Origin of the sequence: Capnocytophaga sp. CM59 (assembly GCF_000293175.1) — a bacterium.
GTDB lineage: Bacteria > Bacteroidota > Bacteroidia > Flavobacteriales > Flavobacteriaceae > Capnocytophaga > Capnocytophaga granulosa.
Genome location: NZ_ALNN01000025.1, coordinates 1 through 26,143, shown reverse-complemented (window position 1 = coordinate 26,143; position 26,143 = coordinate 1). Strand labels below are relative to the sequence as shown.

The 26,143-nt window shown below is 43.6% G+C and carries 22 protein-coding genes and 1 pseudogene; 16 read left to right on the top strand and 7 right to left on the bottom strand.

What is annotated here, in order from left to right:
* Positions 1-112: 112 nt before the first annotated feature.
* From HMPREF1154_RS07105 to HMPREF1154_RS07065, 9 genes are all read left to right on the top strand, one after another.
* Positions 113-2,860, top strand: coding sequence for a carboxypeptidase-like regulatory domain-containing protein (locus HMPREF1154_RS07105; RefSeq protein ID WP_009641888.1), 2,748 nt, complete (start codon positions 113-115; stop codon positions 2,858-2,860).
* An 18-nt stretch (positions 2,861-2,878) separates the two neighbouring features.
* On the top strand, positions 2,879-3,712 hold the full coding sequence (locus HMPREF1154_RS07100; protein WP_009641905.1) for a DUF5689 domain-containing protein: 834 nt from the start codon (positions 2,879-2,881) through the stop codon (positions 3,710-3,712).
* 119 nt (positions 3,713-3,831) lie between these two features.
* Positions 3,832-4,965, top strand: coding sequence for a lipoprotein (locus tag HMPREF1154_RS07095; protein ID WP_009641915.1), 1,134 nt, complete (start codon positions 3,832-3,834; stop codon positions 4,963-4,965).
* 115 nt (positions 4,966-5,080) lie between these two features.
* The gene (locus tag HMPREF1154_RS07090) at positions 5,081-6,334 is read left to right on the top strand and encodes a porin (RefSeq protein ID WP_009641918.1); all 1,254 of its coding nucleotides are present in this window, start codon (positions 5,081-5,083) and stop codon (positions 6,332-6,334) included.
* Positions 6,334-7,263: a D-2-hydroxyacid dehydrogenase gene (locus HMPREF1154_RS07085; protein WP_009641924.1), complete on the top strand. Its 930-nt coding sequence runs from the start codon at positions 6,334-6,336 to the stop codon at positions 7,261-7,263. Before HMPREF1154_RS07090 ends, HMPREF1154_RS07085 begins: the two co-directional genes overlap by 1 nt.
* A gap of 77 nt (positions 7,264-7,340) precedes the next feature.
* Complete coding sequence (locus HMPREF1154_RS07080; RefSeq protein WP_034567083.1) at positions 7,341-8,558, top strand: beta-ketoacyl-[acyl-carrier-protein] synthase family protein; 1,218 nt, start codon at positions 7,341-7,343, stop codon at positions 8,556-8,558.
* A 172-nt stretch (positions 8,559-8,730) separates the two neighbouring features.
* Complete coding sequence (locus HMPREF1154_RS07075) at positions 8,731-9,180, top strand: hypothetical protein (RefSeq protein WP_232211982.1); 450 nt, start codon at positions 8,731-8,733, stop codon at positions 9,178-9,180.
* Between the two features lie 59 nt (positions 9,181-9,239).
* The gene (locus HMPREF1154_RS07070) at positions 9,240-10,802 is read left to right on the top strand and encodes a hypothetical protein (RefSeq protein WP_009641912.1); all 1,563 of its coding nucleotides are present in this window, start codon (positions 9,240-9,242) and stop codon (positions 10,800-10,802) included.
* Positions 10,803-10,968: 166 nt separating this feature from the next.
* Positions 10,969-11,856 carry a fructose bisphosphate aldolase gene (locus HMPREF1154_RS07065; protein ID WP_009641901.1) on the top strand — a complete coding sequence of 296 codons (888 nt, stop codon included), beginning with the start codon at positions 10,969-10,971 and terminating at the stop codon, positions 11,854-11,856.
* Positions 11,857-11,951: 95 nt separating this feature from the next.
* Here HMPREF1154_RS07065 and HMPREF1154_RS07060 read toward each other — a convergent pair whose 3' ends face one another.
* From HMPREF1154_RS07060 to HMPREF1154_RS13875, 3 genes and pseudogenes are all read right to left on the bottom strand, one after another.
* Positions 11,952-12,845, bottom strand: coding sequence for a NifU family protein (locus HMPREF1154_RS07060; protein WP_009641892.1), 894 nt, complete (start codon positions 12,843-12,845; stop codon positions 11,952-11,954).
* Positions 12,842-13,351, bottom strand: coding sequence for a mechanosensitive ion channel domain-containing protein (locus HMPREF1154_RS07055; RefSeq protein WP_009641917.1), 510 nt, complete (start codon positions 13,349-13,351; stop codon positions 12,842-12,844). Before HMPREF1154_RS07055 ends, HMPREF1154_RS07060 begins: the two co-directional genes overlap by 4 nt.
* Positions 13,352-13,635: 284 nt before the next feature.
* Positions 13,636-13,758: pseudogene (locus HMPREF1154_RS13875) on the bottom strand (YetF domain-containing protein); the annotation flags it as partial.
* Between the two features lie 196 nt (positions 13,759-13,954).
* On the opposite strand from HMPREF1154_RS13875, the gene HMPREF1154_RS07050 reads away from it, so the two are divergent.
* Together HMPREF1154_RS07050 and HMPREF1154_RS07045 are read left to right on the top strand one after the other, a co-directional pair.
* Positions 13,955-16,894 carry a histidine kinase gene (locus HMPREF1154_RS07050; protein ID WP_050999707.1) on the top strand — a complete coding sequence of 980 codons (2,940 nt, stop codon included), beginning with the start codon at positions 13,955-13,957 and terminating at the stop codon, positions 16,892-16,894.
* Positions 16,875-17,618, top strand: coding sequence for a response regulator (locus tag HMPREF1154_RS07045; RefSeq protein WP_009641887.1), 744 nt, complete (start codon positions 16,875-16,877; stop codon positions 17,616-17,618). Before HMPREF1154_RS07050 ends, HMPREF1154_RS07045 begins: the two co-directional genes overlap by 20 nt.
* Before the next feature lie 758 nt (positions 17,619-18,376).
* Here the strand turns inward: HMPREF1154_RS07045 and dut are convergent.
* From dut to HMPREF1154_RS07025, 4 genes are all read right to left on the bottom strand, one after another.
* Positions 18,377-18,811, bottom strand: coding sequence for a dUTP diphosphatase (gene dut / locus HMPREF1154_RS07040; RefSeq protein WP_034567081.1), 435 nt, complete (start codon positions 18,809-18,811; stop codon positions 18,377-18,379).
* A 117-nt stretch (positions 18,812-18,928) separates the two neighbouring features.
* A complete protein-coding gene (locus HMPREF1154_RS07035; protein ID WP_009641911.1) occupies positions 18,929-20,380 on the bottom strand; it encodes an oligosaccharide flippase family protein in 1,452 nt (483 codons plus the stop codon).
* 11 nt (positions 20,381-20,391) lie between these two features.
* Entirely contained in the window at positions 20,392-21,519 is a 1,128-nt protein-coding gene (locus HMPREF1154_RS07030) for a restriction endonuclease, SacI family (protein WP_009641919.1), read from the bottom strand.
* A gap of 1 nt (position 21,520) precedes the next feature.
* Complete coding sequence (locus HMPREF1154_RS07025) at positions 21,521-22,417, bottom strand: DNA adenine methylase (protein WP_050999708.1); 897 nt, start codon at positions 22,415-22,417, stop codon at positions 21,521-21,523.
* Between the two features lie 231 nt (positions 22,418-22,648).
* Here HMPREF1154_RS07025 and HMPREF1154_RS07020 point away from each other — a divergent pair, with 231 nt between their 5' ends.
* The 5 genes from HMPREF1154_RS07020 to HMPREF1154_RS07000 all read left to right on the top strand — a co-directional run bounded on the left by HMPREF1154_RS07020 (position 22,649) and on the right by HMPREF1154_RS07000 (position 26,035).
* On the top strand, positions 22,649-23,233 hold the full coding sequence (locus HMPREF1154_RS07020; protein WP_009641908.1) for a thioredoxin family protein: 585 nt from the start codon (positions 22,649-22,651) through the stop codon (positions 23,231-23,233).
* Between the two features lie 6 nt (positions 23,234-23,239).
* A complete protein-coding gene (gene yaaA, locus HMPREF1154_RS07015) occupies positions 23,240-24,001 on the top strand; it encodes a peroxide stress protein YaaA (protein ID WP_009641886.1) in 762 nt (253 codons plus the stop codon).
* A 97-nt stretch (positions 24,002-24,098) separates the two neighbouring features.
* Positions 24,099-24,467, top strand: a complete 369-nt coding sequence (locus HMPREF1154_RS07010) for a four helix bundle protein (RefSeq protein ID WP_009641921.1) — start codon at positions 24,099-24,101, stop codon at positions 24,465-24,467.
* A gap of 10 nt (positions 24,468-24,477) precedes the next feature.
* On the top strand, positions 24,478-25,356 hold the full coding sequence (gene era / locus HMPREF1154_RS07005; RefSeq protein WP_009641895.1) for a GTPase Era: 879 nt from the start codon (positions 24,478-24,480) through the stop codon (positions 25,354-25,356).
* A gap of 169 nt (positions 25,357-25,525) precedes the next feature.
* A complete protein-coding gene (locus tag HMPREF1154_RS07000; RefSeq protein ID WP_009641893.1) occupies positions 25,526-26,035 on the top strand; it encodes a DUF7935 family protein in 510 nt (169 codons plus the stop codon).
* The last annotated feature ends 108 nt before the right edge of the window (positions 26,036-26,143 follow it).

The window sequence follows — 26,143 nt, the reverse complement described above, 5'->3', positions numbered from 1 at the left end:
AAGAATATTTGATTTTTAACACTTTAAAATAGTTTATTAAGAAAAAAAAAGAGTAATTTTGTACAAGCAAATTTATATACTTTTAATGTTCTCATTTTTAATAAAAAACGTAATGAAATCATTGATTTTTTCTTTCTTTATGCTCACTTGTAGCCTTGCCTTCTCGCAGCATGTTCCTCTAAAAGGAAGCGTTAGTGACGGAAAAACAGCTTTGCCAGAGGCTCGTATCGTGGTAGAAGGACAAGAACAGCATACCGTGAGTGATTTCAGGGGGGAGTTTGAACTGCTCCTTCCCAAAGGACTCTATACCTTGGAAGTCGCAGCTAAGGGCTATCTAACGAAGAAGATGCCTGTGGAGTTGCTCTCGGCTATGGAGCTACCCACTATTGTATTGGAAAAGGAAAACCATACGCAAGGAGCCCAACAGATAGATAACACCATAAGTATCTCCGACGAACAGTTGGACGATGAGGAAGGTAATCCTGAGATGATATCTGGCTTTCTACAATCCTCTCAAGACTTGTATTTTCGTCGTGCGGCCTATGACTTTAGTTCGGTGTTCTACCGCCCTCGTGGCTATCAGAGCAATGCCGCTACGGTCTTAGTCAATGGGGTTACGATGAACAAGGTAGAGACCGGCCGCCCTCAATGGAGTAACTGGGGCGGACTTAACGATGCCATGCGTGGCCAAGTGATTACCACAGGAGTAGGAGCCTCAGAGAGTGATTTCGGAGGGGTATTCGGTAATACTTCCTATACAATTGCACCCTCGGAGCTGCGCAATGGCCTACGTATCACAGGAACTGCTACCAATCGCAACTACTTTGGGCGTGGTATGGTTACCTACAATACAGGAACCCTCCCCAGTGGCTGGGGCTATATGGTTTCAGGCTCTTATCGTGGAGGCAATGGCAAAACATTCCTTGTCCCCAACACCGAAGGTATGGTCTATCAGGCCTATGGAGCTGCAGCAGCGGTAGAATATAAGGCCAGTCCTTACTTCAAGACCAACCTGATGGGGATCTTCTCCTATAACAACCGTGGCAAGTCTGCTCCTCTAACTCAAGAGGCCATCGCTTTGGGCGGTAGGAACTACAACCCCAATTGGGGCTATCAGGCAGGAGAATTGCGCAATGCCAAGATGAAGCGTATCGCCGAACCACTCTTTGTCCTCTCCAATACCTACCAAAAGGGGAACACCAAGCTCACTGCTCACTTGGGTTATCAGTTTGGGCAAGTAGGAGATACCCGTTTGCAATATGTGAAATCTCAAAATCCTGAGCCTACCTATTATACCAATATGCCTACTTATTTTTATAATATGTATGACGCCCAAACAGGCGAAGGTGACCCCTTGGCATGGAACAAAACTGCTCAGCAGATTGATTATTTCTATTCTCATAAGCAATTGGAATGGGACAAACTCTATTTAGCCAATAGTCTTGCAGGCGGAGAAAGCATGTTTGCCCTCAGCGAAGATATTATTGACACTCAAACTCTTACAGCCAACATATTGGGAAGCACTAAGCTCACCCCCAATATCACCCTTAATGGTGGTGTCTCCTATCAGCATATTGGTACCGAGAACTACGCACAAATTAATGACCTATTGGGGGGACAATATTTCCTCAACAAGAGTTATTTCTCAGGAGATAACTATGATACGGCAGAAAACCTACGCCTTGGGGTAGGCGACAAATACCAATACTACTACAAGACCCGCACTCAGCGTGCTCATGTCTTCGGACAGTTGCGCTTCAAGTATGGCCGTGCCGACTTCTATGTAGCAGGGCGTGTTGCCCATACGGATTATGAGCGCGAAGGTATGTTTGCCGACAACTCTGTCTATACCGATTCCAAAGGAATGAGTGGACAACGCTATTTCAATACGATAAGTACTAAGGCAGGCCTTACGTACAGCATCACAGGTAGGCATATCCTCCAGTTCAACACAGGGTATTTTGAAGAAGCCCAACCGCTTAACAACGTTTTTGTAAATATTCGTAACTCTAACTCCATACTCCCCGCTCGTATACAACCTGAGAACCAACTTACATGGGATGGTAGTTACATCATTCGTATTCCATCATTCAAGGCACGACTTACAGGCTATGCCACACAGATAAAGCACAGCAGCGAAAAGAGCTATTTCTTTACTCAATCCCGCTTAGGTGATGAGTCAGCTGGTTTTCTTACCCAGACCATGCTAGATGCTGAAAAGCTCCATTTTGGTATGGAATTAGGTGCCGAATACGACCTTACCGCCTCTTGGAAAGCCTCTGCGGTAGTATCACTCAACCAATACACCTATACCAACAATCCGCTCTTGTTCCAGTCCTCCGACAAGCGCTTGGTGAGTGAGCCTATCGTGAGCTATCTCAAGGACTACCATGCAGGCCAAGCCCCTGAGCACGTGTATTCCTTAGGCATAGAGTACCAAAGCCCTCACTACTGGTGGGTAGCCCTTACGGCCAATTATTTTGATAAGAATTACATAGATATCGCCCCTAGCTTGCGTACGGAGAACATCTACCTTGATCCCAATACAGGTAGCCGTTATACCAATATTGATGAGGATACCGTACGTAATCTTTTGCACCAAGAACGCCTACCAGGATTGTTTTTACTCAATGCTACCGCCGGCAAGTCTTGGCGTATCAAGGGGAATTTCCTCAACGTCTTTGCCAGTGTCAATAACCTACTAAATACCCAATACAAGAGCAACGGCTTCGAGCAAGCACGCAAGGGTGATTACCAGGCTATGATCAAAGACCGCAAGAGTGGCTATCCTACCTTTGGCAATAAGTATTTCACAGGATATGGCACCTCTTTTTACCTAAATGTAACCTTAAGTTTGTAATGCTAAAACGTAAATGACATGAAAAAGATATTACTTGCTATCCTACCTATCGCACTAAGTGTTTCCTGTAGCAAGGTTTCAGGTTTTGATACTCCCGATACGGCAGCCCTTGCCGCTGAGCAAGTTGCCAAGGCCAAGGCTTTCAGTGGACGTACCATAAGCTATGAAGCCCTTAGAGCAAAGGCGACTACCTCCTTTGCTACCTATGAGGAAAACGATGCCTTCGAAGGCTATGTAATCTCCAGCGATGAAGGGGGAAATTTCTATAAGAAAATATATGTGCAAGCCGCTGATAAGTCGGGCACTATTGCCGTTTCCATTGATAAAAAAGGACTCTACGGAGAGTACCCTGTAGGAGCGAAAGTACAAGTACGGCTCAAAGGCACCACTGTATGGTATGCCAGCCGTTACTCCCTTTTGGAGGTAGGCTATGGCTATGGCAAGACCGCAGGGGGTAACCTCAAGATAGGTCACCTGACCCCTGCTATGTATCCCGAAGTATTGCTCCTCACAGGAGAGAAGGCTTCCATAAGCCAATTGGCTACTACTTTTACCAATTTGCGATTTGAAGCACGTACACAAGCCAATAAGCTCCTGGTACTCGATGGGGTATATTTCAAAACCGAAGATGTAGGAAAGACCTTCCACACCTCCGATAATCAGTATAATACCACTTACACACTCACCGATAAGGCAGGAGGTACACTCCCCTTCCTTACCAGTAACTACGCCGCTTATATCAAAGACCATGTGCCCGCTGGTCGCTTGCGTATCACAGGGGTACTGACCATGTACAACAACAACCCACAGTTCTATATCAATGATATAAAGGGAATAGAAAAAAGTGAATAGTGAATAGTGAACAGTGAAGAATGAAAAATGAAAAGTGAATAGCAAAGCCAGCAAATACTGAGAGCTGGGTATGTATGATTCACACTAACAATAAACAACAATTTAAATACTATAACGACATGAAAAAGTTACTTTTATTAGCCCTTTCTTTTGGGCTATTAGCATCCTGTAGTAAGGATGATAAGAATGGCATTCCGCCTGTGGATCCCAGCAAACCGACAGACAAGCCAGAGGATAAGCCTGCAACTGCCCTAGAGGCAAAAGACCTAAAAGTAGCCGACTATGAGAGCTACCGAGACAAAAAGGAGAAAGTAAGACTCCATGGAGAAATCGCCGAAGTAAACAATGATAGATCTTACTTTAAGCTCAGTGACGGAACTTTGGTGCAAATCTTTACTCCTACATTCAAAGATTTGAAAGAAGAGACTACCAAAAAACTTAAAACAGTGGGACAAGAGCTTACTGTAGTAGGTACTTTCACTGATTACCCCCTCAAAAATGGAACGGTTGTTAAGGAAATCCTCTACAAAAGCGAAGCTGACCTTACCTTTGGTAAAACTCCTGAGGTAAAACCTGAACCCAAACCAGAGCAACCTGTAGTAACTTTGGAAGCCTCCACCGCTACTGTAAATGACTATCAAGCAGGAAAAACGGTAAAACTTCATGGTAATATTGTCATCGAAGGAAATAAGTCCTATTTCAAATTCTCTGACAATACACTCATCCAAATCTTTGCTCCTAAGAAAACTTTTGATGCTCTTACTGAAGAGGCAAAAAACAAACTCAAAATCGCAGGTCAAGAACTCACTGTAGTAGGTACTTTCACTAATTACAATGATGTAAAAGAGATTGTTTATGAAAAAGAGGCAGACCTTACTTTTGGTAAAACTCCCGAAGCAAAACCTGAACCCAAACCAGAGCAACCTGTAGTCACTTTGGAAGCCTCCACAGCTACTGTGAATGACTTTCAAGAAGAAAAAGTAGTGAAAGTCCATGGTACGATTACTGTACAAGTAGAAAATAAACATAAGAGATCTTATTTCAAATTCTCCGACGGTACCCTTATCCAATTCTATGTAAGGGATTACGAAAAAACCCTCTCTCAAGAAGTCAGAACCAAACTTGAGACAGAAGGACAAGAAGTTACCGTAAAAGGTACATTCAAAACCTATACAAAAACCGACAAGAAAACAGGTACAAAAACTGATATTAGACAAATCGTGTACGAAAGTGCTGCTGATCTTACTTTCTAATCAGTAAACCTCAGTGGTCAGAAGTCAGAAATCAGAGCTGACAACTGATAACAGACTACTGGCCACTGACTACTGATAACTGGCGGCTGAATCTATAACCCTAAATAAAACACATATGAAAAGATTATTTCTACTTTTAGCGCTTGCTCCCTCACTGATGTGGAGCCAAGAGAACCTCAGAAAAAACCTTAGCGAGGACGGCAAGACCTACATCAAGGCCAATGTATCGGCTACCCTTTGGGCAAGATACATAGATGCCAACCCCAACACCATGGTCAATGGATCTGGGGTAAGCCGTATTACCGATGTCTCTATCCGCCGCTTGCGTATAGGCGTGCAAGGTCAACTCACCCCAAGGGTCTATGTATATGGACTTTTCGGAGGTAACAACTACAACTTTACCAGCAAAGCTAAAGACAAAATCGGCATCCTTGACCTCTATGCAGACTACCAATTTGCCCCTGAGTTCACCGTTGGTTTGGGTAAGTTTGGATGGAATGGTAGCCGTAACGCTATGAAAGCCAGTGGTAGCATGATGGGGTTAGATGGACCTGCTTTTCCACTCTTTACCGTAAGTATGAACGACGATGTCGTACGTAGTTTTGGGGGATTTGCCAAAGGACAAATTCAGAACCTAAGTTATGTATTTACCATCAAAAGTCCCTATGCTGTTACCACTGCTGAGAAAGAAGGCGTAGTAGGTTATGCCAAGAATGCTCCTCACAAGCAGTATTCCGCTCACCTCAAATACGATTTTTGGGAGAAAGAAAGTAACAAAACTCCTTATACAGTAGGTACTTATGTAGGTGCTAAAAAGGTACTGAACCTCTCCTTGGGCGGTGTATATCAAAAGGATATGATGAGCGAACTACAAGGAGGTGTACCTAAGTACTATGATTACAAAAACTTCTCTGCTGAAGCCTTCCTAGACACCCCTCTTTCCGAGCGCAATGATGCTATTACCGTGAATGCTGGTTACTATTTCACCGATTTTGGTCGTGATTATGTAAGAAATGTAGGCTATAACAACGTAGCTGATACAGGTGCTACTGGTTATTTCAACGGAGGAGGTAATACTTATCCTATGATGGGAACAGGAAGTACTTTTTGCCTCTTAGGAGGATATCTCTTTGGTAAGAGCGAAAATTGTAATACTCGTATACAACCAAACTTTGGTATCCAATATTCCAAATTTGACGGTCTCAAAGATCCTATGGTAACATACGACCTTGGTGTGAATGTCTTCTTCAAGGGGCACAGTAACAAGCTCAGCTTCTGTTACCAAAACCGTCCTATATACAACCTACAAAAAGAAGTAGATAGCCGCAGGGGCGACTTTATCTTACAATATCATATCGTATTGAACTAATGAAAGCAGTTATATTAGATAGAAATACACTATCTTCCCAAATGGAACTAACTGTTCCAGAAGGGGTTACCCAATGGGTAGTATATGAAAGTACCCGTCCCGACCAAGTGGTGAGCCACTTGGAAGGGGCGGATATTGCCATCACCAACAAGGTGAAAATAGGCAAAGAACATATGGAGCAGCTCCCACAGCTAAAGCTTATCCAACTTACTGCCACCGGCACCGACAATATAGACAAGGCTGCCGCTGGGGAGCGTGGTATAGAAGTCAGGAACGTAGTGGGCTACTCCACCGAGAGTGTAGCAGAGCACTTCTTTATGCTTCTTTTGGCCGCTATGCGAGGGCTAAAACCTTACCATACCGCCGTAGCCGACGGCTCTTGGCAGGCCGATGGGCGTTTTTGCCTTACTGAACCCTCTATTCTGGACTTACACACTCGTACCTTGGGAATCATAGGGGTTGGAAATATTGGCAAAGCCATTACCGAGCGTGCTAAAGCCTTTGGTATGCGCGTACTTTGGGCGGAGCGTGAGGGAAAAGCGCCACGCAACGCAGAATATACCGACTTTGACACCGTCTTGGCTCAGAGTGATGTCATCTCGCTCAACACCCCCTTGACAGAAGAGACTCGCCACCTTATCTCGGCTCGTACTATTGCCAAAATGAAGCGCAAGCCACTAGTAATCAACGTTGCCCGTGGCGCAGTGGTAGATCCTCAAGCCGTGTATGAGGCGCTAGAAGCAGGGCAACTACTGGGCTTTGCCACCGATGTATTCGAGAGCGAACCCCCTGTGGCTGGTGATCCCCTACTGAAACTAGCCGCTCACCCCAGAGTGCTGCTCACCCCCCATGTGGCATGGGCTAGCGAATATGCCCTTGACAAACTTTGGAAAAAGGTAAAAAGCCAGATTGAAGAATTTATTAAGTGAATAGTGAAAAGTGAATAGTGAATAACTCTCCTTTCACTATTCACTTTTCATTCTTCACTTTTCACTTTTCACTTATTATGAGTCATCGTGTTGTGGTTACTGGTATGGGGATTTATTCCTGTATAGGTACATCTGTAGAGGCGGTAAGAGACGCCTTATATGAAGGGAAATCGGGGATCATCTTTGATCCTGAGCGCAAGGCATACGGTTATCGTTCTGCCTTGACTGGCTATGTGCCTGCCCCCCAGCTCAAGGGCGTATTGGGGCGGCGGGAGCGAATCTCCATGGGAGAAGAGAGCGAATATGCTTATATGGCTACCGTGGAAGCCCTCTCTCAGGCTCGTATAGACCCTGACTTTCTCAAAGCTCAAGAAGTGGGTATCCTCTACGGGAATGACAGTGTAGCCGAATCGGTGATCCTTACCAATGACAAGATACGCGAGAAGGGCGATACCACCCTTGTAGGCTCTGGGGCGGTCTTCCGTACAATGAACTCTACCGTAACGATGAACCTCTCCACCCTTTTTGGTCTTAGAGGGGTTAATATGAGCATCAGTGCGGCCTGTGCCAGCGGCTCCCATGCGGTAGGCTTGGGCTATCTGCTCTTGCAAAGTGGCATGCAGGAAATCGTCCTATGCGGAGGAGCACAGGAGACTAACAAATACAGTATGGGCAGCTTTGATGGCTTAGGGGTTTTCTCCACTCGCGAGGACACCCCCCAGCAGGCCTCCCGCCCGTTTGATGCAAGGCGTGACGGACTGGTACCCAGCGGAGGGGCTGCCACTCTTGTTTTAGAGACTTATGAGAGTGCGCAGCGACGTGGCGTGCCTATCTTAGCCGAGATTGTGGGCTACGGCTTCTCCTCCAATGGCGGGCATATCTCCACCCCCAATGTAGAGGGACCTGCCACCGCTATGGCACGAGCCTTGGCCAATGCGCATCTGCAAGCCAAGGACATAGACTACATCAATGCCCATGCCACCTCCACCCTTGTGGGCGATGCCAATGAGGCAAAGGCTATCTACCAACTATTTGGCAGCCAGACTCCCATAAGCTCTACCAAGTCCATGACAGGGCACGAGTGCTGGATGGCAGGCGCCAGTGAACTGGTGTATTCTATCCTGATGATGCAAAACGACTTTATCGCCCCGAACATCAATATAGAAGCACTTGATGAAGACTCCCAAAAGCTCCATATCATCACCCAAACTACCCAACAGCCTATACGCGCTTTTCTATCTAATTCCTTTGGCTTTGGCGGAACAAATTCAGCCATAATAGTGGTTAATGGTTAATGGTTAATGCCATTAATGATTAATGCCATGCCCTTGCTGGCACGAGCTGCAAGAAACGCGCCAGCAGAGGAGTTGTACAACCTAGAAAAAACGTAAAATGGAGATTTCAAGTAGAAAAATAATTATAGTCATATGTATATTGATTCCATTTACATTTTTATCATGTATAGGAATGCGTCATAAAGGTTTATGTAAGGGATTTATCAATGAAAAATCGTTTGTATTAGGCGCATCTACGATTAAGGATATTCAAAAAAGATTCAATGCTTACAAAGATTTAGAAATCTTTCCCAATAATGATAGTCTTTATATCACTAAGATTGAGGAAAAAGAAGGTTTTATAAAGGTATTATCTCAAAAAAGATTTCTATTTAAGGATAGTTTGCTTCAAAAAGTTGAATTAGTGGTAAGTACAAGTTGTTGTTGGAATAATGATTTCAAAGAAGACGATTTTGCACAGCATAAAGATGAAATTTTTAACGCCTATAACAAGTATATTTATACCATAAAGTCAGAAAATTCAGCATCAGAATGCTTTCATTTTCAAAATATTGATACGACCCTATTTCATAAAACCACGCTATTTAAGTGGGAAGAATCAGACCTACAAAGAAGTCACTAACTATATTATAAATCCCCTGCTGGTATATTAATCATTATTGGCATTAATCATTGATTAACATGAAACTCTTCTATTTTCTTAGCTTCCTCACCATTGGGTGGGTATATGGAAAGCCCCTTGCGGAGGTAGGGGGAGAAAGTCCTCCGCTCTTTTGGGAAGCCTCGGTGGAGGTAGAGGGAGAAAAGGTATATCTAATTACTCAATATACCATAGGTGATGGGGTTACTTCTTTGTCTTGTACTAAGACACCGGTGCCTATCAGTCCTGGTGGGGTACAAATGATTAACTATGATGAAGATTGGCTTATAGTTGCCAATGAGGATTATCACTACTACATCTGGGGATACCACAGTGAGGAAGCGAAAGTAATCCCACTATTTCCCACCCGAGAAGTGAGTGAGGTAATCGCGAGAGGACACATCTATTTCACCCAAGGAACTTGGTATTATCTTGACTATGCTAAGCGCTCATCATACGAAGATCCTATTGAGATTACTAAAGAAGTCCTCACCGACTTTCCTACCCAAGATGTGGTTGTCCTACATACCTCTGAGACAAAAACACTCCTAAAGGACACCCATAAGGTATATATGTACCGAGAGGAGAGCTATATGGAGAGAAGTATCGAGGTTGTAGAGGGATTGGACGCCCAAAAGGTATGTTGGGTAGAGGGCGGTTATGGCTCTTATGGTTACCTATGTGATTATCTATATGACGAGGATACTTTCTATATAACTATGTATGACTTTCCTCGGTTAAATGATTATACAGAGGAATTTACTCGCGAAGGATTCACCCAAAAATTCACCGAAGGAACGCTTGTTCGTTATGGACAGAAGACACACCACAAGGGCGCTTTTTGGGATTTCCATGAGGGGCGCTTGTGGTTCTGTGAAGGCTTTGCTATCATTCCCAGAGAAGATATAACCTACGAGGCGTCGCTGGATTTGCTCCAAAAGGACGGAAAGTACTACAGAGACTATTCCCATTATTACCACCGAGACCTTGATGGTTATAATCGTCCGATAGACCTCTCAGCCGTAAAGAATCCTCAGCAATTGCATATTATCGAGATGCCTAAAAAATCCTTTTTGGCCAAATATCTCTTTTATTACGATGGTCTTGCCTATTATGTAGTGTATGAGAATCGGTTTTTTCCTATGGAAATCAGTCCATTGCAGGAAAAGATACTCTCAGCAAGTGAAAGGTATAACACCACTCATCCAGGCGAAGAGTTTGTTCTCATAGATGGTAAAATGGTTTTCTATTACCTTCGGTGGATAGAAGACATAAAAGGGTTCAAAAACCACCCTTTTTGCCCTATTAAAGTCACTCGTGAGCTACCCCTTAGCTCCCCTTTGAGGGATATAGGGGTCGGATATGTTACCCAAGATTGGCTTATCTTAGGTGAGCATTGTATCAAGAACCACACAGACTACCAAAGCCTTAGCTTTGTTGGTGCTACTAAGGATATGACCCTATACCTCTCCTACAAAGCAGCTCCTACCTATTACTACTTCAAGGACAAAAATCGGAAGTACTGCTACAAATATACAGATAAGAAGCTCTCGCTTGTCAGCGAAGAGAAGGACGTATGCAATAGAGTGAAAAGTGAAAAGTGAAGAATGAAAAGTGAAAAGTAAAGCCAGCGAATACTTGGAACTGGGTATGTGGGTGAAAAGTAAAAAATTCTTTGGTTTTTAGCGAAAAAAATCGTATTTTTGTGTCATCATAAACCTAATGCTTGTTGGTCGGTGCCAATAAGTTCTTTTTAAATATTTACTTATCATGAAAGAAAAAATAGAAAAAATGAGAAACGGCAAAGGCTTCATCGCTGCCCTTGACCAAAGTGGAGGAAGTACTCCTAAAGCCTTGAAACTCTACGGTATAGAGGAAAGCGCCTACAAGAACGATGCCGAAATGTTTGACCTTATCCACCAGATGCGTACCCGCATTATCAAGAGTCCTGCCTTCAATGACCAGAAAATCCTTGGGGCTATCCTCTTTGAACAAACTATGGATAACAAGATTGACGGCAAATACACCGCCGAATATCTTTGGGAAGAAAAACATATCCTTCCTTTCCTAAAAGTAGATAAAGGGCTTGAAAACTTAGACGAAGATGGTGTACAGCTAATGAAGCCTATCAGCAACCTAGCTGACCTACTCAAAAGAGCCAACGAACACCATGTATTTGGTACCAAGATGCGTTCGGTAGTAAAGAAAGCTTCTAAAGCAGGTATCGCCCGCATCGTAGACCAACAGTTCGAAGTAGCTGCTCAAATCATCGCTGCTGGATTGGTGCCTATTATCGAGCCTGAAGTAGATATCAATATTCCTGACAAAGCCGAAGCAGAGGCTATTCTTCGTGAGGAAATCCTCAAACACTTAGACAAACTTCCTGCCACTTCCGATGTGATGCTTAAGCTCACCCTCCCTACTGTAGCTAACTTCTACGAACCTCTTACTAAGCACCCTAGGGTGGTACGTGTTGTAGCCCTTTCTGGAGGTTATTCTCGCGAAAAAGCCAATGAGATCCTCGCTAAGAACCATGGTGTGATCGCCAGCTTCTCCCGCGCACTCTCCGAAGGCCTTTCTGCACAACAATCCGATGCTGAGTTCAATAAAACCCTCGCTGATTCTATAGAGGGTATCTATGAGGCATCCATTAAATAGTGACTAATGACTAGTGACTAATGATTAGTGACTAACGACAGTGACTAGTGATTAATACCATAATGGATTAGTCACTAGTCACTTGTCATTAGTCACTAATTAACTGCTTCTACGGTGATTTGTTCGTTCTTCATCATCTCGCGTAGAATGGTTTCTATGCCTTGCTTGAGGGTACGCTTGGAGGAGGGACAGCCATTGCAGGCACCTTGGAGAAGTACCTTAACTACTTGGTTTTGCTTGTCATAGCTGACAAACTGTATATTACCGCCGTCGCTGGAGACCGCAGGCTTTACGTATTGGTCTAAAATAGCGACAATCTTCCTCGAATACACATCGCCCAAGGACGGTAAGCCCTTAGGCCTATCCTGCTCTGTTACGGAGACTTTCACCACTGGTTTTCCTTCCATAAGATACAAGCGCAAAAACTCCCTTAGTTCCATCATGATATCTTCCCATAATACTCTGGGTTGGCGAATGATAGAAATGTAATTACTATCAAAAAACACTTCCTTGATATAAGGCAGCTTAAAGAGTTCGGTAGCCAAAGGCGACTCTGCCGCTTCTTCGGGGGACTTATATTCGTACACACGGCTGACGAGCTTCTTGTTGGCTACAAACTTCATAGCCATAGGGTTGGGAGTACTCTCCACATAGATTGTGATAGGAATACGCTTGGCTGGTGCAGGCTCCTGGGTAGGGGTTGTCTCTTGGGCTATAATAGGGCGACCTGTCGAAAGATAGTTCTCTACCTCTTGGGTAACCTCCTGAGCCACGTCCTCCCACTTGATGATCGGCAAGGCCTCCAAGGCAATAAAATTGGCCGAGAAATAAACCGTCTTGACAAAGGGCAGTTGTAGGAGCTCCTGAGCCAGAGGTGAGTCTGTGACAGGTGTGTCGCACTCATATTGGTAATTGCCCTTGACTAAGACCTCTGGGGCTTCGAGCTTGATAATGGCGGGGTTGGCTGTGTATTGTATCTGTAGTTTCATTTTATAATCTCAATGGCTTTCTGCAATAAAAGGTTGTTAGGTATGGAGATTTGCGCTCCTGAATCGGTTTTGAGCAGCGTATAGAAAGAGCTGATGTCCTTGATCTCGGCCTCTATAGGAAAATCCTTGTCCATAACACGGATTCTGTCACCTATTTTGAAAGGAAAAGAGAAGAAGAGAATGATTCCTGCCGTTACATTGCTCAGTATAGACCATTGGGCAAAGAAGCCTACCCCTACTACGGTAAGTATAGAGGAGATGAAGAGGAATATCTGGTCGGGCTTTACCCCCCAAATGGAGATGAGCACCAAAAGGAGCAGAGCCGCGAGTAGGACATCAATATACTTTTTGACCAGCTGGGTACGTGCTTTGGGGAATTCTGACTTGGCTCCCATTTTCGTCACTAAGGAATCGGCAAAGCGCTTAACCACGAAATAGACAATAAGCGTTACCCCTGTAGCAACAATAAAGGGATATTTTTCAAGGGCAAAATCTATGATAACCATAATTCTAATGACGAGTGACGAGTGACTAACGACGAGTGACGAGTGACTAATGACGAGTGACTAATGACGAGTGACTAATGACGAGTGACTAATGACAAGTGACTAATGACGAGTGACTAATGACTAATGAGGGGCAAAGATACAACATTTTGGAGGAAAAGTCAAGGGAATAATGAGCCGATGAGCATTTTGCCCTTTACCTCGTTATCTTTTTTTGTACTTTACCTAATTGGCTTTTTTTGTACTTTACGTAATCAGCGCAGCGCTTTTTGTTCTTTAACCAATCAGCTTACAACCCATATTTCTCCGTTGTGGTATTCTGCTAAGAAGATTTCGGAGGCGCTGTTATAGCTTTGCTTTTGGAGTTCTTCCAGTAGCCATTCTTCGGTTTTGTCGACATCTTCTAACCAGGGGGCAAAAGTAATGATAATTTGTCAATTAGCAAGTGAGTGTATTTACCAATGGCTAACAAAGAAAATAATTAACAATAAACAATTAATAATTAACAATTAAATTTGTATTTTTGCCACAAGGCTTGTGTTTTTTAGCAAAAAACATCTTTATATCTAACTTATTAAAAACCAAAAAATTACACCCTTTTTTATGAAGTGTTTCTTATCACTATGTTTCTTATTTTGCACGTCTCTCGCTTTGGCGCAACCGCTGTGGGAGCATAGAGCTTTGCAGTATAATCAATATAGTATCGGTAAAGACTTCTTCAACATCAACCAACCCTTGCAAGTAAGCGATGAGGGGGAACTGCTTTTCTCCCCTGAGGAGAACCTATTGTATGCCCTGCACAATACCGAGGTAGAGGAGTATTTCAAAGGAGAAGATGTGGGGGTGTTTCTCAAGAAATATAAGCTACAAGATAGGCTCTTTTTCGGCTTTAGCAAGAGCATCTATACGGGGAGTACTTATGAACAGCTCTTACCGCAAAAGGTAGGGTATGTAGGGGCACGCTATTCCCATTTTGTACTGATAGATAAGCTGATCTACTTCACCGCTATTGCCCCATCAGAAGCATCGTTTAAGCTGATGAGCTATGATGGGCGTTATTTTCAGGAATTAGAGGAACACCACCACTATGTGTATGTGCTCTCTGTCAATAGTGTCCCTTATCGCTGCATATTAGGGGAGAACTATACCGATATCAAGTGCTTAGAGCCAGGGGGAGAGGCTCAGGTATTCCCATGGGCTTTTACCCCTATCTATATGCGTTCGATAGGAGATTTCTATTTTATCAAACCCGAAAACAATGGGCTTTTTCGCTATGCTCGTACGCTAACGACCAAAGTTTTGCCACCGAATAGGAATGAGAACAAGAACTTTGGCCGCTATTACCTCTACAATGACGGCAACGAGCTGATATTGTATGATTTAGAAAAAGATCTAGAACCCATATCGGTTACCACCACTATCAAGTCGGCCTACTATAAGGCCTTTTCGGAGGACTCCAAAAGCCTATACCTAGGCAGTAACAACCAGCTTACGCGCCTATTTACCTACTTGAAAACCTATCCGAGGTTGTATAATGACACCAATACTGACCGTCTTTTTGGTCTTGCGCTGACCCCTTCGGGCAAGCTATGGGCGGGTAGCTACAATGGCGGTTTCTCGGTGATTGATCAGGACAAACTTATTAAGAGTCCACTTAAGACCTTACAGATAAATTATGGAGCGCTTCCCATAGGAGAAAAAGTACTCTTTAGCAGTGCTCATAAGGGGTTATTCCTCTTTGAGTCGCCAACGAGTTATACCAAGGTGAGCGACACCATTGTCTCTCATTTCAACTTTCTCTCTGCCGAGCAAGTTCTCTATACCGATGTGCAAGATTATGGACTGGCCTACAAGCCTTTGGCACAGCTAGAGCAGCGGCAAATCCCTTGGAAATCTATAGGCAAGAAGCAAGGCCTGACCCTTAACCACTGTCAGGGTATTGCTCAAGATAGCAGGGGGCACATTTGGACAATTTCTATGCAGGGGGTTGCCCGTTATGACCCACGCACCAATAGGGCGCAGACACTTCTGTATGACAAGCAACAATCCCCCCTTAGGGGCTATACCCTACTGGCGGACTCTCATGGTATATTGTGGCTGGGCAGTGAAAAAGGCCAACTCTATTACTACACCCCTTCTGATCGGGAACAAGTGGATAAGACGGACTTTCACCTTCTGGAACACCCCCTTTTGCTGGGCAATGACCGTCCTATTATGTTTCTGCACCAGTGGCGGGACTACCTCATCGTAGGGGTAACCAATAAGCTCTTTGTTGTCTCCCTGAGCGAATTTGCCAGAGGCAAAGCCAATGTGCGCTACCTGAACCCCTATGCAATGAATCTGCAAGACCCCTTGGAGCGTACCTGTGTGGCCAGTAACCCCAAGGATGACCATATCTGGTTTGCCTCCTCCAATATGCTTTTTCGTTGGGATATTGCCCAATGGCTCTCTTTGGCTGATTTCAAGGTAGAGCCTACCCTGACTATCAACACAGGTAAGAACATCTATAAGTCTCGTGTAGATGACCCTATCTCATTGGAAGTCAATGAGAACTCCTTTGAGATACGACTTCATTACCAGAGCAAGGACAATCTGCCTCGCTATGTGATTCCAGCCCTCTATAGGGATAGTCGAGAGGAAGCCATAGCGCAAGGAAGCCTTACGACCGAAACCGAATACCGCTATCAAAACCTCTCGGCAGGCGATTATATCTTCTCACTAACCGTTTGCCAAAACGATGGAACTTATACGGAGCTGAAATATCCTATCCGTGTGAAGCGTTCCATCTGGCAAAACAGCTATTTTTGGCTAGTGATGATCCTCATTCCTGCCTCCACTGGACTGTATCTGCTCTACAACATGAGGCGTATGGATAGGCAGGACAGGGAAATCGCACTGCTTACCATAGGCAACCTCGGTAAGCAATTCCGCCCGCACTTTATGCTCAATGCCCTCAATAGCCTTGGGGCAGAACTCTATGACAACCCACATGCAGAGCGTATCATCTCCCATATAGGAGAAAATATCTCGATCATGCACCGCTATTCCCAAGAGCAAACCCCTTTCATTCCTTTTAGTCAGGAATGGAAGCTCACCGAGAATACCATTGCCATACAGCGGGAGATCTTCCTGCCCGACTTGCAAGTACAGATTGAGAATATAGAGGCTATCCCCTCCGACTATCGTATGCCTATGGGAATCCTACAAGTGATCGTGGAAAACTCCCTACTACATGGACTCAGACACAGGACAGAGCCTCCTCAGCTACTGCGTATTGCCTTCTGGGAACGTGTCAATATATACGGCATCAGTATCTCCGACAATGGCGTAGGAGTGGCAGCCTCCAAGAAATATGCCGGGGTACAGCGACATGGCACAGGACTGAAAAACATACAGCGTATTCTTAGAATCTTGGATAAGCATTTTGATGATGCCATCACCATCTCCATGACTGACAAGGACAAAGACGACCCTAAGTACCCAGGCACTGTAACTATAATACAACTCAAGAAATCAATTAATTATGAAAAAATCAACCTTTAAGTACCTCGTTATAGAAGATGACAAAAGCATCTGGAAGAACATCTCAGCCCGTATGCAGAAGTTTCTCCAGTGGAAGGCTGTTCCCTTTACAGACAGCCTAGAGGAGGCCATCACCCTAATAGACACCCATCGCCCTGACCTTATCTTCTCCGACTGGAGTATTCGCGGGGGCAATGCCTACCCTATCCTTACCCATATTCACCAGAGTTCGGGCTATACCCCTTATATTATCTTTTTCACAGGCTACCAAGGGGAGAACCCCGAAATCCCACAAATCGTCTTTAACGAATTTCCTTTGGTCAAGAAATACCTCGTTAAGCCTATTTTTCAGCAACTTACCGAGAACCTCACCCAGTATATAGCCGAGGCAGAAGCCTTAGCCGAGGGAGAGCAGGAGACCCCTGTTTTCATAGAAAACTACCTCAAGCAACAAGTACGTATCTTCCCCAAGCAGATTCTTTGTATTTTGCAGGACGAGGAAAACCCACGCCTGAAGGTACTCCACTGCTTATCTGGGCAGACCATACAGCTGAAACAAACCTGGGAGGAAATTCATCGCTTCTGTGTGGAGCACCAGCTCTCTATCTTTGTCGCCAATACCCGAAAGGCGATTGTCAACCGTGAATACATACTGCGCATGAACCGTCCGTTCTTATGGCTCGAAGGCGGCTTGCGTATTCAAGTATCTCGCGAACAGTGGCCTTTGCTCACTTCAGAAAGCTAAAAACACCCCCATATTACCTTTCGTGCACAAATATTTACACTTCATGCACGAAAACGCGCTTTGTTCTTGACAAGTACAAAAAAAGCACTACCTTTGCAATGTCAAACAGAAAGAAAGAGTAGTTTTATAAGTTTTAAGACACATTTCTTTTATGTTCTAAAGAATAGATTTTTTTGCGTTTTTTATTTTAGACAGTGAGGAATAAAGCACCTTCGCCCCCAAGGAAAAGAAACTAAACCTAAAAGCCCATACCTAATTATAGGACAAGGTGCTTAGTTCTTTGCTGTAAGCGCAACCATATAGAAAAGAAAGTTTTCATCTCTTTATATAGTAATTAGATTTTTTGTGTTTTTATTTTAGATTAGAGTAAGGAGATAAGTCTCCCACAAAAGAGGCTTATCTCTCTCCTCTCTAATTGAAAAGCAAAGAAATGATGAAACACACATTTGGCAATTCTCAGATTAACCAATATACCAGTAGAATGAAATAGTGAACCATTACCTTTTATTTATTGTCTTTTAGGAGTCAGTCGCCTTAGCAAGGATTTTCGTGAAACAAGCAACTAGATTTTATTTCTTTATCTCTCTAAACATTCATAAGACAACTAAACAATCATATATAACTTTTATCTCCCAAGGAGATAGTAAATGAAAGGTAATACTATTCACTAAAGAAAGATCTTCAAAGAAAATTAAGTGCATTTTTTCATACAAGAAAGGGGAAAGGGCTGTTTCTAAAAGTGGTAGAACAGTCTTTTCTTATTTTTTTCCGGTACTTCCATAGCCTCCTGTGCCACGTTCTGTTTGGGAAAGTTCCTCTACGAGGACGAATTGCGCTACTTCATGCTTGGCGATGACCATTTGAGCGATACGCTCTCCGTTGGCCACTTCAAAGCGCTCCGCTGAGAGATTAATCAGCAAGACAGAAATCTCCCCCCTATAATCGGCATCTATAGTTCCTGGTGAGTTCAGTACGGTAATCCCATGCTTGAGCGCCAATCCACTACGCGGACGCACCTGTGCCTCATAACCCTCTGGCAGTTCTATATAAAGCCCTGTGGGAATGAGCTTGCGCTGCATAGGCTCAAGAATAACGGTTTGTTCAAGGTGCGCCCTTAAGTCGACCCCTGCCGACCCTACGGTCTGATACGCGGGCAATGCATGCCCTGAACGGTTGATGATTTTTATTTCCATATCTTTTAAATTAAGAGTGAATAGTGAAAAGTGAATAGCGAACGAATCATGGCACTTTTCACTATTCATTTTTCATTTAGATTGTTTTTTTAGTTTTTAGTTGTTAGTGATTAGTGGTTAGTGGTTAGTGGCTAGTTTAGAGTTCATCATTAATTTGACAGCTACAATGGTATAAAGAATGAAAAGGCCACTTCCTATCCATATATTTCTGTTCAACACATAGAAATACAAGAGCGAAAAGGCTACCGATAGCCCTAGGAAGCCACCGATGCGTGTCCAATTATAAGGAACAGGGTATTGGCGTTGCCCAAGCCAGCCCGATAGGCACATCATACCCCCATAGGCCAAGAAGGTTGCTACGGCGGCTCCCATATAGCCCCACAGCGGAATAAGGCTAAGGTTGGCCACCACTGTAATCACCCCACCTACTACGGAAATCAGCGCCCCCCAATAGGTACGGTCGGTTACCTTGTACCAAACCGACATGCTATGGTATAGCCCTAAGCATAGATTGGCCATCAGTACAAAAGGGACAATCTTGAGTCCCTCCCAATAGGCTTTGTTAGGAATCAGCAACCACTTGAGTTGGTCTATATATACGCAAACAAACAGCAGTATCCCCCCCGCAAAGATAGAAAAATACTCAGTTACCTTTGCATAGGTCGCAGGAGCATTCTTATCAGCGGCATTGGAAAAGAAAAACGGCTCTACTCCTAGCTTATAAGCGGTAATAAAGAGTGTCATAAAGACCCCCATCTTATAACAACCCGCATATAGACCTACCACAGCATCGGCCTGATCGGCGGGGTAGAGCATACGGATAAAAACGCGGTCAAAAGCCTCATTGACCGAGAAAGCAATCCCCGCTATCAATACAGGAAAGGCGTAAGCAATCATTTCTCGCCACAGTGCTCGATCCCACTGCAAGCCTACCCGCCTATAGAGCGGTAGCATATAGAGGAAGGTCAGCAAGCTAGCTATAAGATTGGCTATGAAGATGTATTGGGTCTTGTCAGCGATAAAGGTAAAGGTAGGCAGCTCATACCCTTGTCGCTCTAAGTAGGGCAGGTAAAGCAGGAAAAGCAAGTTAAGCCCCAGATTGACCACCACATTGCCTATCTTGATCAGCGAATAGCGTAGCGACTGTCCTGCATTGCGCAACCAAGCAAAAGGAATAGCCACCAGAGCGTCCAAGGCTAAAATCCATATCGCATAGCGGATATAGGCAGCAGGATAGCTGAGCCACTGTGCGATATACTCACTACAGAGCAAGCCCACCAGCAAGAAACCCAACGAACTCACTGTCAAGGAGAAAAGGCTCGTGGAGGCGACCTTTTGGGCGTCCGCTCCCTTATTCATAAACCTGAAAAAGGCCGTTTCCATGCCATAGGTCAGCAGTACATTGCCCAGTATCATATAGGCAAAAAGTCCCTGATAGAGGCCATATTGCGCCTGAGAAAGGGTCTGTGCGCTGGTATGCAATGGTGTCAGAACCAGGTTCAATACCCGTGGCATCACTGTAGCCAGCCCATAAATCGCTGTATGCTTAAATAATCGTTTTATACTCAAGGGTTGATTTTTTAAAGGTCATTGTCATTTGTTATTGTTGCGGCTCGTCTTAGAGCTAAGAAGGCCTCTTTCAATGGCTGAGAAACAGAACTGATAGGCTCGGCCAAAACCATGGACTGGTATATGTTGAGAAAATCATTCCGCTGACGATGAAAGAAATGTAAGAAGTGACGTATAAAACCTATACAATCTAAAATAACAAATTCGATCTGCGTTCTTTCATAGAGTGATTTTGCATATTCTGCCACTTCAAGAGTTATAGTGTCTGTCGTAATAAAGATATAGTTATCAATCTTGTGTTCTGATGTTGAAAGTTTCTGTAAAGCAATATCAAGATCCGTTTTAGTGACACACTTATCTTTCATCTCATAACAAGTTACCATCCTATTATCACTAGTTAGTAGGATTTCAACATCTCCGATGGAGCCTGATTGCTTATCAGCCGCATGGTGATCCTCTAAGGGTTTGTTTTCTTCTCCTATTTGTTCTTTAATGGTTTGATAAGCAGAAGCAACCATTAGAACAGGTAGGCGACTGGTTCCCTTGCAGCTTAAATGTTGTGTTAGTAGCGTTACAATTTCTTCACTGGCCAGGGGTAAAGAATCTTCGGTTTGTTTCAGGTCTGCTATTAATTGTTTCATTCGCCTTTCATCTTCCGATTTGATAAGGAGTAGAAGACGAATAATTTCCTGTAGCACATTCTCAGGGCTTTCTTCCCTTGAGTGGATTATATTTAGGATTTCAAGGGTGTAGGTATACACCTCTTTAGGTCTGCCTACAAGTATAAGATCTGTTGTCAGTGGTCTGTTCAGATTTCTAAAGGCAGGGGTCAGATAAGCTGTGGTTGGGTTGCAAGGCAATTTGTATTTATGAACTAATAGTTCAACAAATTTCTCATCATAGAAGCGACCTGAATAGGTGTCTTTGCCTTCAATCTCTGTATATGGTTTACGAATATCAATAGAAGGTTGGTCAAGCTTGGCAAGCAGGCATGACATCAGAAAGCGAATAGGAGCTTTGTTAGAATGGCATCTACAAACAAACTCAACCTTATCTCTTATAGTTTCTTGAAGGAAGCTTTCTTCTGGGTGTTCTTTGGCACTTCGGTATATCTTTTCTAAAATCTCTAAAGGAGTCATATTATTCATTGCCTGAAAGAGGATAGGTATTTTTAGATTTCAATTCTTCTATATTATAATTCACCCAAAGCACTTCCTGTCTGGTATCCTTGGTTGAATGAATGGTTCTTTCAGGACTATAAATTTTTGTCCATTTGCTGGAAGGATATAATTCCTCCATGAGTTCACATTCGTAGTTGGAAATAGCAGCAAGTCCTTCAATAGTGTTAAGAACCTTGGCCAATTCTATATGATCATAATTATCCATCTCATAACTATAAGCCTTGGTATCACCACGAGTCTCATGTAGGTAAGGCGGATCACAATAGAATAAAGTTTGCTTGCTATCATAGAGTGTAATAGCATCTATGGCTGGACGATTTTCTATTTGCACCCGCAGGAGTCTTTCGGCAATGAAGTCCAACTGTTCTACCCCACCAAGCCAACGACTTACCACCCCGCTCATGCCTGCCCTACTTGTGTTTTTACAATTTGCCCAACGGCCGATAGAGGCTGTCTGAGCCAGCCCTGTCCTTACCTGTCGCGCACGAATGTAAAAGCGCCTAGCTCTCTCAAGATTAGAGAGATTAGGATCTAACTGACAAGCCACCCCAAATTCTTCCCTTGAGAAAGGAGTTAATGCTATTTGCTCTATTAGAGATTCTTTTTCTTCCCTAAGCACTTTAAAGAAATTAACAACCTCTCCATCTATATCATTATAAGTTTCCACAGGTGAGGGGTCTCTATTGAGCAACACTGCACCAGAACCTGCAAAAGGTTCGCAATAATGCAGACAATTAGGAAGCTGAGGCAAAAGCCATCCTAAATGTGAAAACTTACCTCCATACCAACCAAAAGCTATCAGCTTCTTAGGCCGTGTAAGGCGTTGTATAGGTTGTGCTGCTCTTCTACTTTTCATACTGATATCTTTATTTGTCATTCTTCATTTGTCCTTGCAAAGATACATCTTTTCTTGGTAACATCAAGCAAAAAAATACTTGAATTAAACCAGTGCCAATTCCACTTCTGCTACACTGATTAGCTCATGAACAAATTAGCTAATTATTTTCTTGACTTTTCTCTTAGAATATCGTACTTTTGCCTTTCAATAGTCAGTTGTTATTCACTGTACGCTAAAATAAAAACTATCATGATAAAAAATAGTCTTCCCAAAGCTATATCCTATGAGGGGTTTGAACACCTTATAGACCGTCTTCTCCTAGAAGGAAAAACAACAGGCGAGGATCAGAGTGAGTTCATGGTATCTCTTACCAAACTCAATCGCCAACGTATGAAACGTATTGATAACACCTTGGAGTTTACCCCTGAGCAGCTTGCTCCTTTTAAACAAATTGCCAAAGGCCAATTATGGCTGGTGATTTCCGAGGCGTGGTGCGCCGATGGAGCGCAGATTGTTCCCGTACTGGCTAAAATCGCCCAAAGCAACCCGCTTATTGACCTTAAGATTGTTCTTCGCGATGAGAACCCTGATCTGATGAACCAGTATCTGACCAATGGCGGTAAAGCGATCCCAATTCTTATCATCGCCGATGCCCAAAGCCTTGAGGTGCTCCATGTATGGGGGCCACGCCCTAAGGTAGCTACTCAGATGGTAGAAGCCTACAAGAAGGAGCATGGCAAACTCACCCCAGAGTTCAAGGAAGATCTCCAAAAGTGGTATAACCAAGACAAAGGACAGAGCATTCTAAGCGACTTGCAAACCTTTTTTAAATAAACTCTTGTGAAGATAGTTATTTCACCTGCCAAGCGAATGGACTGCCACTCGCCTTACCCTGCTATAGTGCCCAGCCAAGCGATTTTCCAATCGGAAATCCTTCAGGTATATAAGGTGCTAAAGGAGCTACCCCCTTCCACACTAGCGGAGCTGATGGATATTTCGCCCCGCCTGGCGGACGTTAGCTGGCAATATCACCAAGCTCTTTCCCTTCCCTTTACCCAGAAGAATGCACGCCCTGCTATCTATACCTATCATGGTGATGTATATGAGGGCTTAGATGTTTCGTCCTTGAGCCAAGAGGAGGTACTTAGGCTACAAGGTTCTTTGCGTATTCTCTCAGGACTTTATGGCATTCTAAAGCCCTTAGACCTTATCGCCCCTTATCGGTTGGAGATGGGCATCAAGCTCGCTGTAGCAGGACAGGCTAACCTGTATGATTTTTGGCGTAAGAAAATCACCCACGCCCTGAATGAAGAACTTGAGGAAGGGGAAACTCTGGTACACTTAGCCAGCGATGAGTACTTCAAGGTGATAGACACCCAAGCGCTCAAGGCGAAAGTCATACATGTGGCTTTTAAGAGCTGGCGCGGCGACACTCTCAAGACCATAGTTCTCTATACCAAGCAAGGGCGAGGCCTTATGACGCGCTACATTGTCCAAGAGCAAATCACCGACCCCGAAGACCTCAAAGGCTTTCACCTTGGAGGGTATCAGTATGCGGAGGATCTCTCTAATGAAAATGAGATGGTGTTTGTGAGGGGGTAGTAGTCAGTGGTTAGTGGTCAGTGGTTAGTGGTTAGTGGTTAGTGGTTAGTGGTCAGTGGTTAGTAGAGAATAACAATTAAAAATAGAAAAATATACTATGGAGAATATTAAAGATTTTAAAGATCTTTTTCTTTGGCAACGAGCTATGGATCTTGTTGTTGAGGTATATGATTTAGTAAAAAAACTCCCAAAAGAAGAACTTTTTGCTTTAAGTGATCATATAAGACGTGCTGTAATCTCTATTCCAAGCAATATTGCTGAAGGACAAGGAAGGAACTCTTCCAAAGAATTTATTCATTTCTTATCCATTGCAAAAGGCTCAAAGGCAGAATTAGAAACCCAATTATTACTTTGTATGAGAATTAATTATCTAAAAGAATTAGAAATAGAAAAAGCAATGTCATTAGTAGAAGAAGTAGGGAAAATGCTCCATTCACTACAAAAGAGACTAACCACTAATAACTAACAACTAAAAAATGCACAAATCAGGATTTGTAAATATTATAGGAAACCCCAATGTAGGGAAATCCACTTTACTGAACGCCTTGGTAGGCGAACGGCTTTCTATTATCACCTCTAAGGCACAGACCACACGGCATCGTATCTTTGGAATCGTCAGCGGGGAAGACTTTCAAGTAATCTTCTCCGATACCCCAGGAATCATCAAGCCTGCTTACCAGTTGCAAGCGTCGATGATGGACTTTGTCAAAGATGCCTTTGAGGACGCTGATATTCTTATCTATATGATAGAGATCGGTGAGAAAGATCTCAAGGATGAGGAATTTTTCAAGAAAATCAATCAAGCTAAGGTGCCTGTGCTTGTGTTAATCAATAAGATAGACCGCTCCGATGAGGCTACCGTCAAGGAAGCCTTGGCCTATTGGCAGGAGAAAGTGCCCAAGGGAGAGATTTATGCCATTTCTGCTTTGGAGAACTTCAATGTGGAGCCGCTTTTCCATCGCATTTTGGAGTTATTGCCTGAATCCCCTGCCTTCTATCCGAAAGACCAGCTGACTGATAAGCCTGAACGCTTCTTTGTCAATGAAACTATCCGTGAGAAAATCCTGCTCAATTACAAGAAGGAAGTTCCTTATTCAGTAGAGGTAGAGACAGAGACATTCAGTGAGACGGAAGAGATCATTCGCATTCGTAGCATCATCATGGTTGAGCGTGAGAGCCAAAAGGGTATCATCATAGGTCACCGTGGCGAAGCCCTCAAAAAGGTAGGGATACAAGCCCGCTATGATTTGGAGAAATTCTTTGGTAAGCAAATCCACTTGGAACTCTATGTCAAAGTCAATAAAAACTGGCGCTCCGATCTGAAACAGCTCAGACGATTCGGATACACGAATTAGTGACTAGTGACCAACGACTAGTGACTAGTGACTAATGACTAGTGAGTAATGACTAGTGACTAATACATCATCTTTGGTGTGAGCTTGTTGCTCGTGCTTAACCTAAGAAAATGTTATTATAGGAGCTATAATCCTTTCATGCTAAACCCCTAAAACCCTATTATAAAAAATGTTATTACAAATTCTCTCTTACTGCTTACCATCGGTCATAGTGGCCGTGATAGCTTACTTGTTGTTTCAACAGCATTTTAAGAATGAGGCTAGCACTAGGCAATGGCTTCTTCAAAAAGACCTGCGAAAAGAGGCGCTTCCCTTGCGCCTACAGGCTTATGAGCGCCTAACCTTACTGCTTGATCGTACCAGCCCTCAGAAACTTGCCTTGCGAATCGCCCCTACTTCTCAGGACAAAATGGCTTACGAACTGTTGCTCATTGAGCATATCAATGCCGAGTATGAGCATAACATCACGCAGCAAATCTACGTAAGTGGCAACCTGTGGAATGTGATTCTTATCAGTAAGAACACGACCCTACAGATTATCCATCGCATCGCTACTGATGAGTCCATTGGTGATGCTCAAAAACTCCGTGAGGCCATCATTGCTGAATTTACCGACAAGCCTTCCCCTTCTACCCATGCTACCGCCCACGTAGTGAGCGAGGTAGCAAACTTTATATAAGTGAAGACAATTAAATGAAAAACAAAAAGAGAAGCGTGAAAAACAACTATTCACTCTTCTCTTTCATATAAGGGCGAATTGCTCACATACTCCGCTCTCGCGGACTTT

Excerpts from the sequence above, each read along its gene's own strand:
- HMPREF1154_RS07105 (WP_009641888.1), top strand. The coding sequence starts at position 113 with ATGAAATCATTGATTTTTTCTTTCTTTATGCTCACTTGTAGCCTTGCC.
- HMPREF1154_RS07045 (WP_009641887.1), top strand. The coding sequence starts at position 16,875 with ATGAAAAAATCAACCTTTAAGTACCTCGTTATAGAAGATGACAAAAGC.
- HMPREF1154_RS07070 (WP_009641912.1), top strand. The coding sequence starts at position 9,240 with ATGAAACTCTTCTATTTTCTTAGCTTCCTCACCATTGGGTGGGTATAT.
- HMPREF1154_RS07065 (WP_009641901.1), top strand. The coding sequence starts at position 10,969 with ATGAAAGAAAAAATAGAAAAAATGAGAAACGGCAAAGGCTTCATCGCT.
- HMPREF1154_RS07030 (WP_009641919.1), bottom strand. The coding sequence starts at position 21,519 with ATGACTCCTTTAGAGATTTTAGAAAAGATATACCGAAGTGCCAAAGAA.
- HMPREF1154_RS07100 (WP_009641905.1), top strand. The coding sequence starts at position 2,879 with ATGAAAAAGATATTACTTGCTATCCTACCTATCGCACTAAGTGTTTCC.
- HMPREF1154_RS07060 (WP_009641892.1), bottom strand. The coding sequence starts at position 12,845 with ATGAAACTACAGATACAATACACAGCCAACCCCGCCATTATCAAGCTC.
- HMPREF1154_RS07075 (WP_232211982.1), top strand. The coding sequence starts at position 8,731 with ATGCGTCATAAAGGTTTATGTAAGGGATTTATCAATGAAAAATCGTTT.
- dut (WP_034567081.1), bottom strand. The coding sequence starts at position 18,811 with ATGGAAATAAAAATCATCAACCGTTCAGGGCATGCATTGCCCGCGTAT.
- era (WP_009641895.1), top strand. The coding sequence starts at position 24,478 with ATGCACAAATCAGGATTTGTAAATATTATAGGAAACCCCAATGTAGGG.
- HMPREF1154_RS07020 (WP_009641908.1), top strand. The coding sequence starts at position 22,649 with ATGATAAAAAATAGTCTTCCCAAAGCTATATCCTATGAGGGGTTTGAA.
- HMPREF1154_RS07085 (WP_009641924.1), top strand. The coding sequence starts at position 6,334 with ATGAAAGCAGTTATATTAGATAGAAATACACTATCTTCCCAAATGGAA.
- HMPREF1154_RS07080 (WP_034567083.1), top strand. The coding sequence starts at position 7,341 with ATGAGTCATCGTGTTGTGGTTACTGGTATGGGGATTTATTCCTGTATA.
- HMPREF1154_RS07095 (WP_009641915.1), top strand. The coding sequence starts at position 3,832 with ATGAAAAAGTTACTTTTATTAGCCCTTTCTTTTGGGCTATTAGCATCC.
- HMPREF1154_RS07055 (WP_009641917.1), bottom strand. The coding sequence starts at position 13,351 with ATGGTTATCATAGATTTTGCCCTTGAAAAATATCCCTTTATTGTTGCT.
- HMPREF1154_RS07025 (WP_050999708.1), bottom strand. The coding sequence starts at position 22,417 with ATGAAAAGTAGAAGAGCAGCACAACCTATACAACGCCTTACACGGCCT.
- HMPREF1154_RS07050 (WP_050999707.1), top strand. The coding sequence starts at position 13,955 with ATGAAGTGTTTCTTATCACTATGTTTCTTATTTTGCACGTCTCTCGCT.
- HMPREF1154_RS07000 (WP_009641893.1), top strand. The coding sequence starts at position 25,526 with ATGTTATTACAAATTCTCTCTTACTGCTTACCATCGGTCATAGTGGCC.
- HMPREF1154_RS07010 (WP_009641921.1), top strand. The coding sequence starts at position 24,099 with ATGGAGAATATTAAAGATTTTAAAGATCTTTTTCTTTGGCAACGAGCT.
- HMPREF1154_RS07090 (WP_009641918.1), top strand. The coding sequence starts at position 5,081 with ATGAAAAGATTATTTCTACTTTTAGCGCTTGCTCCCTCACTGATGTGG.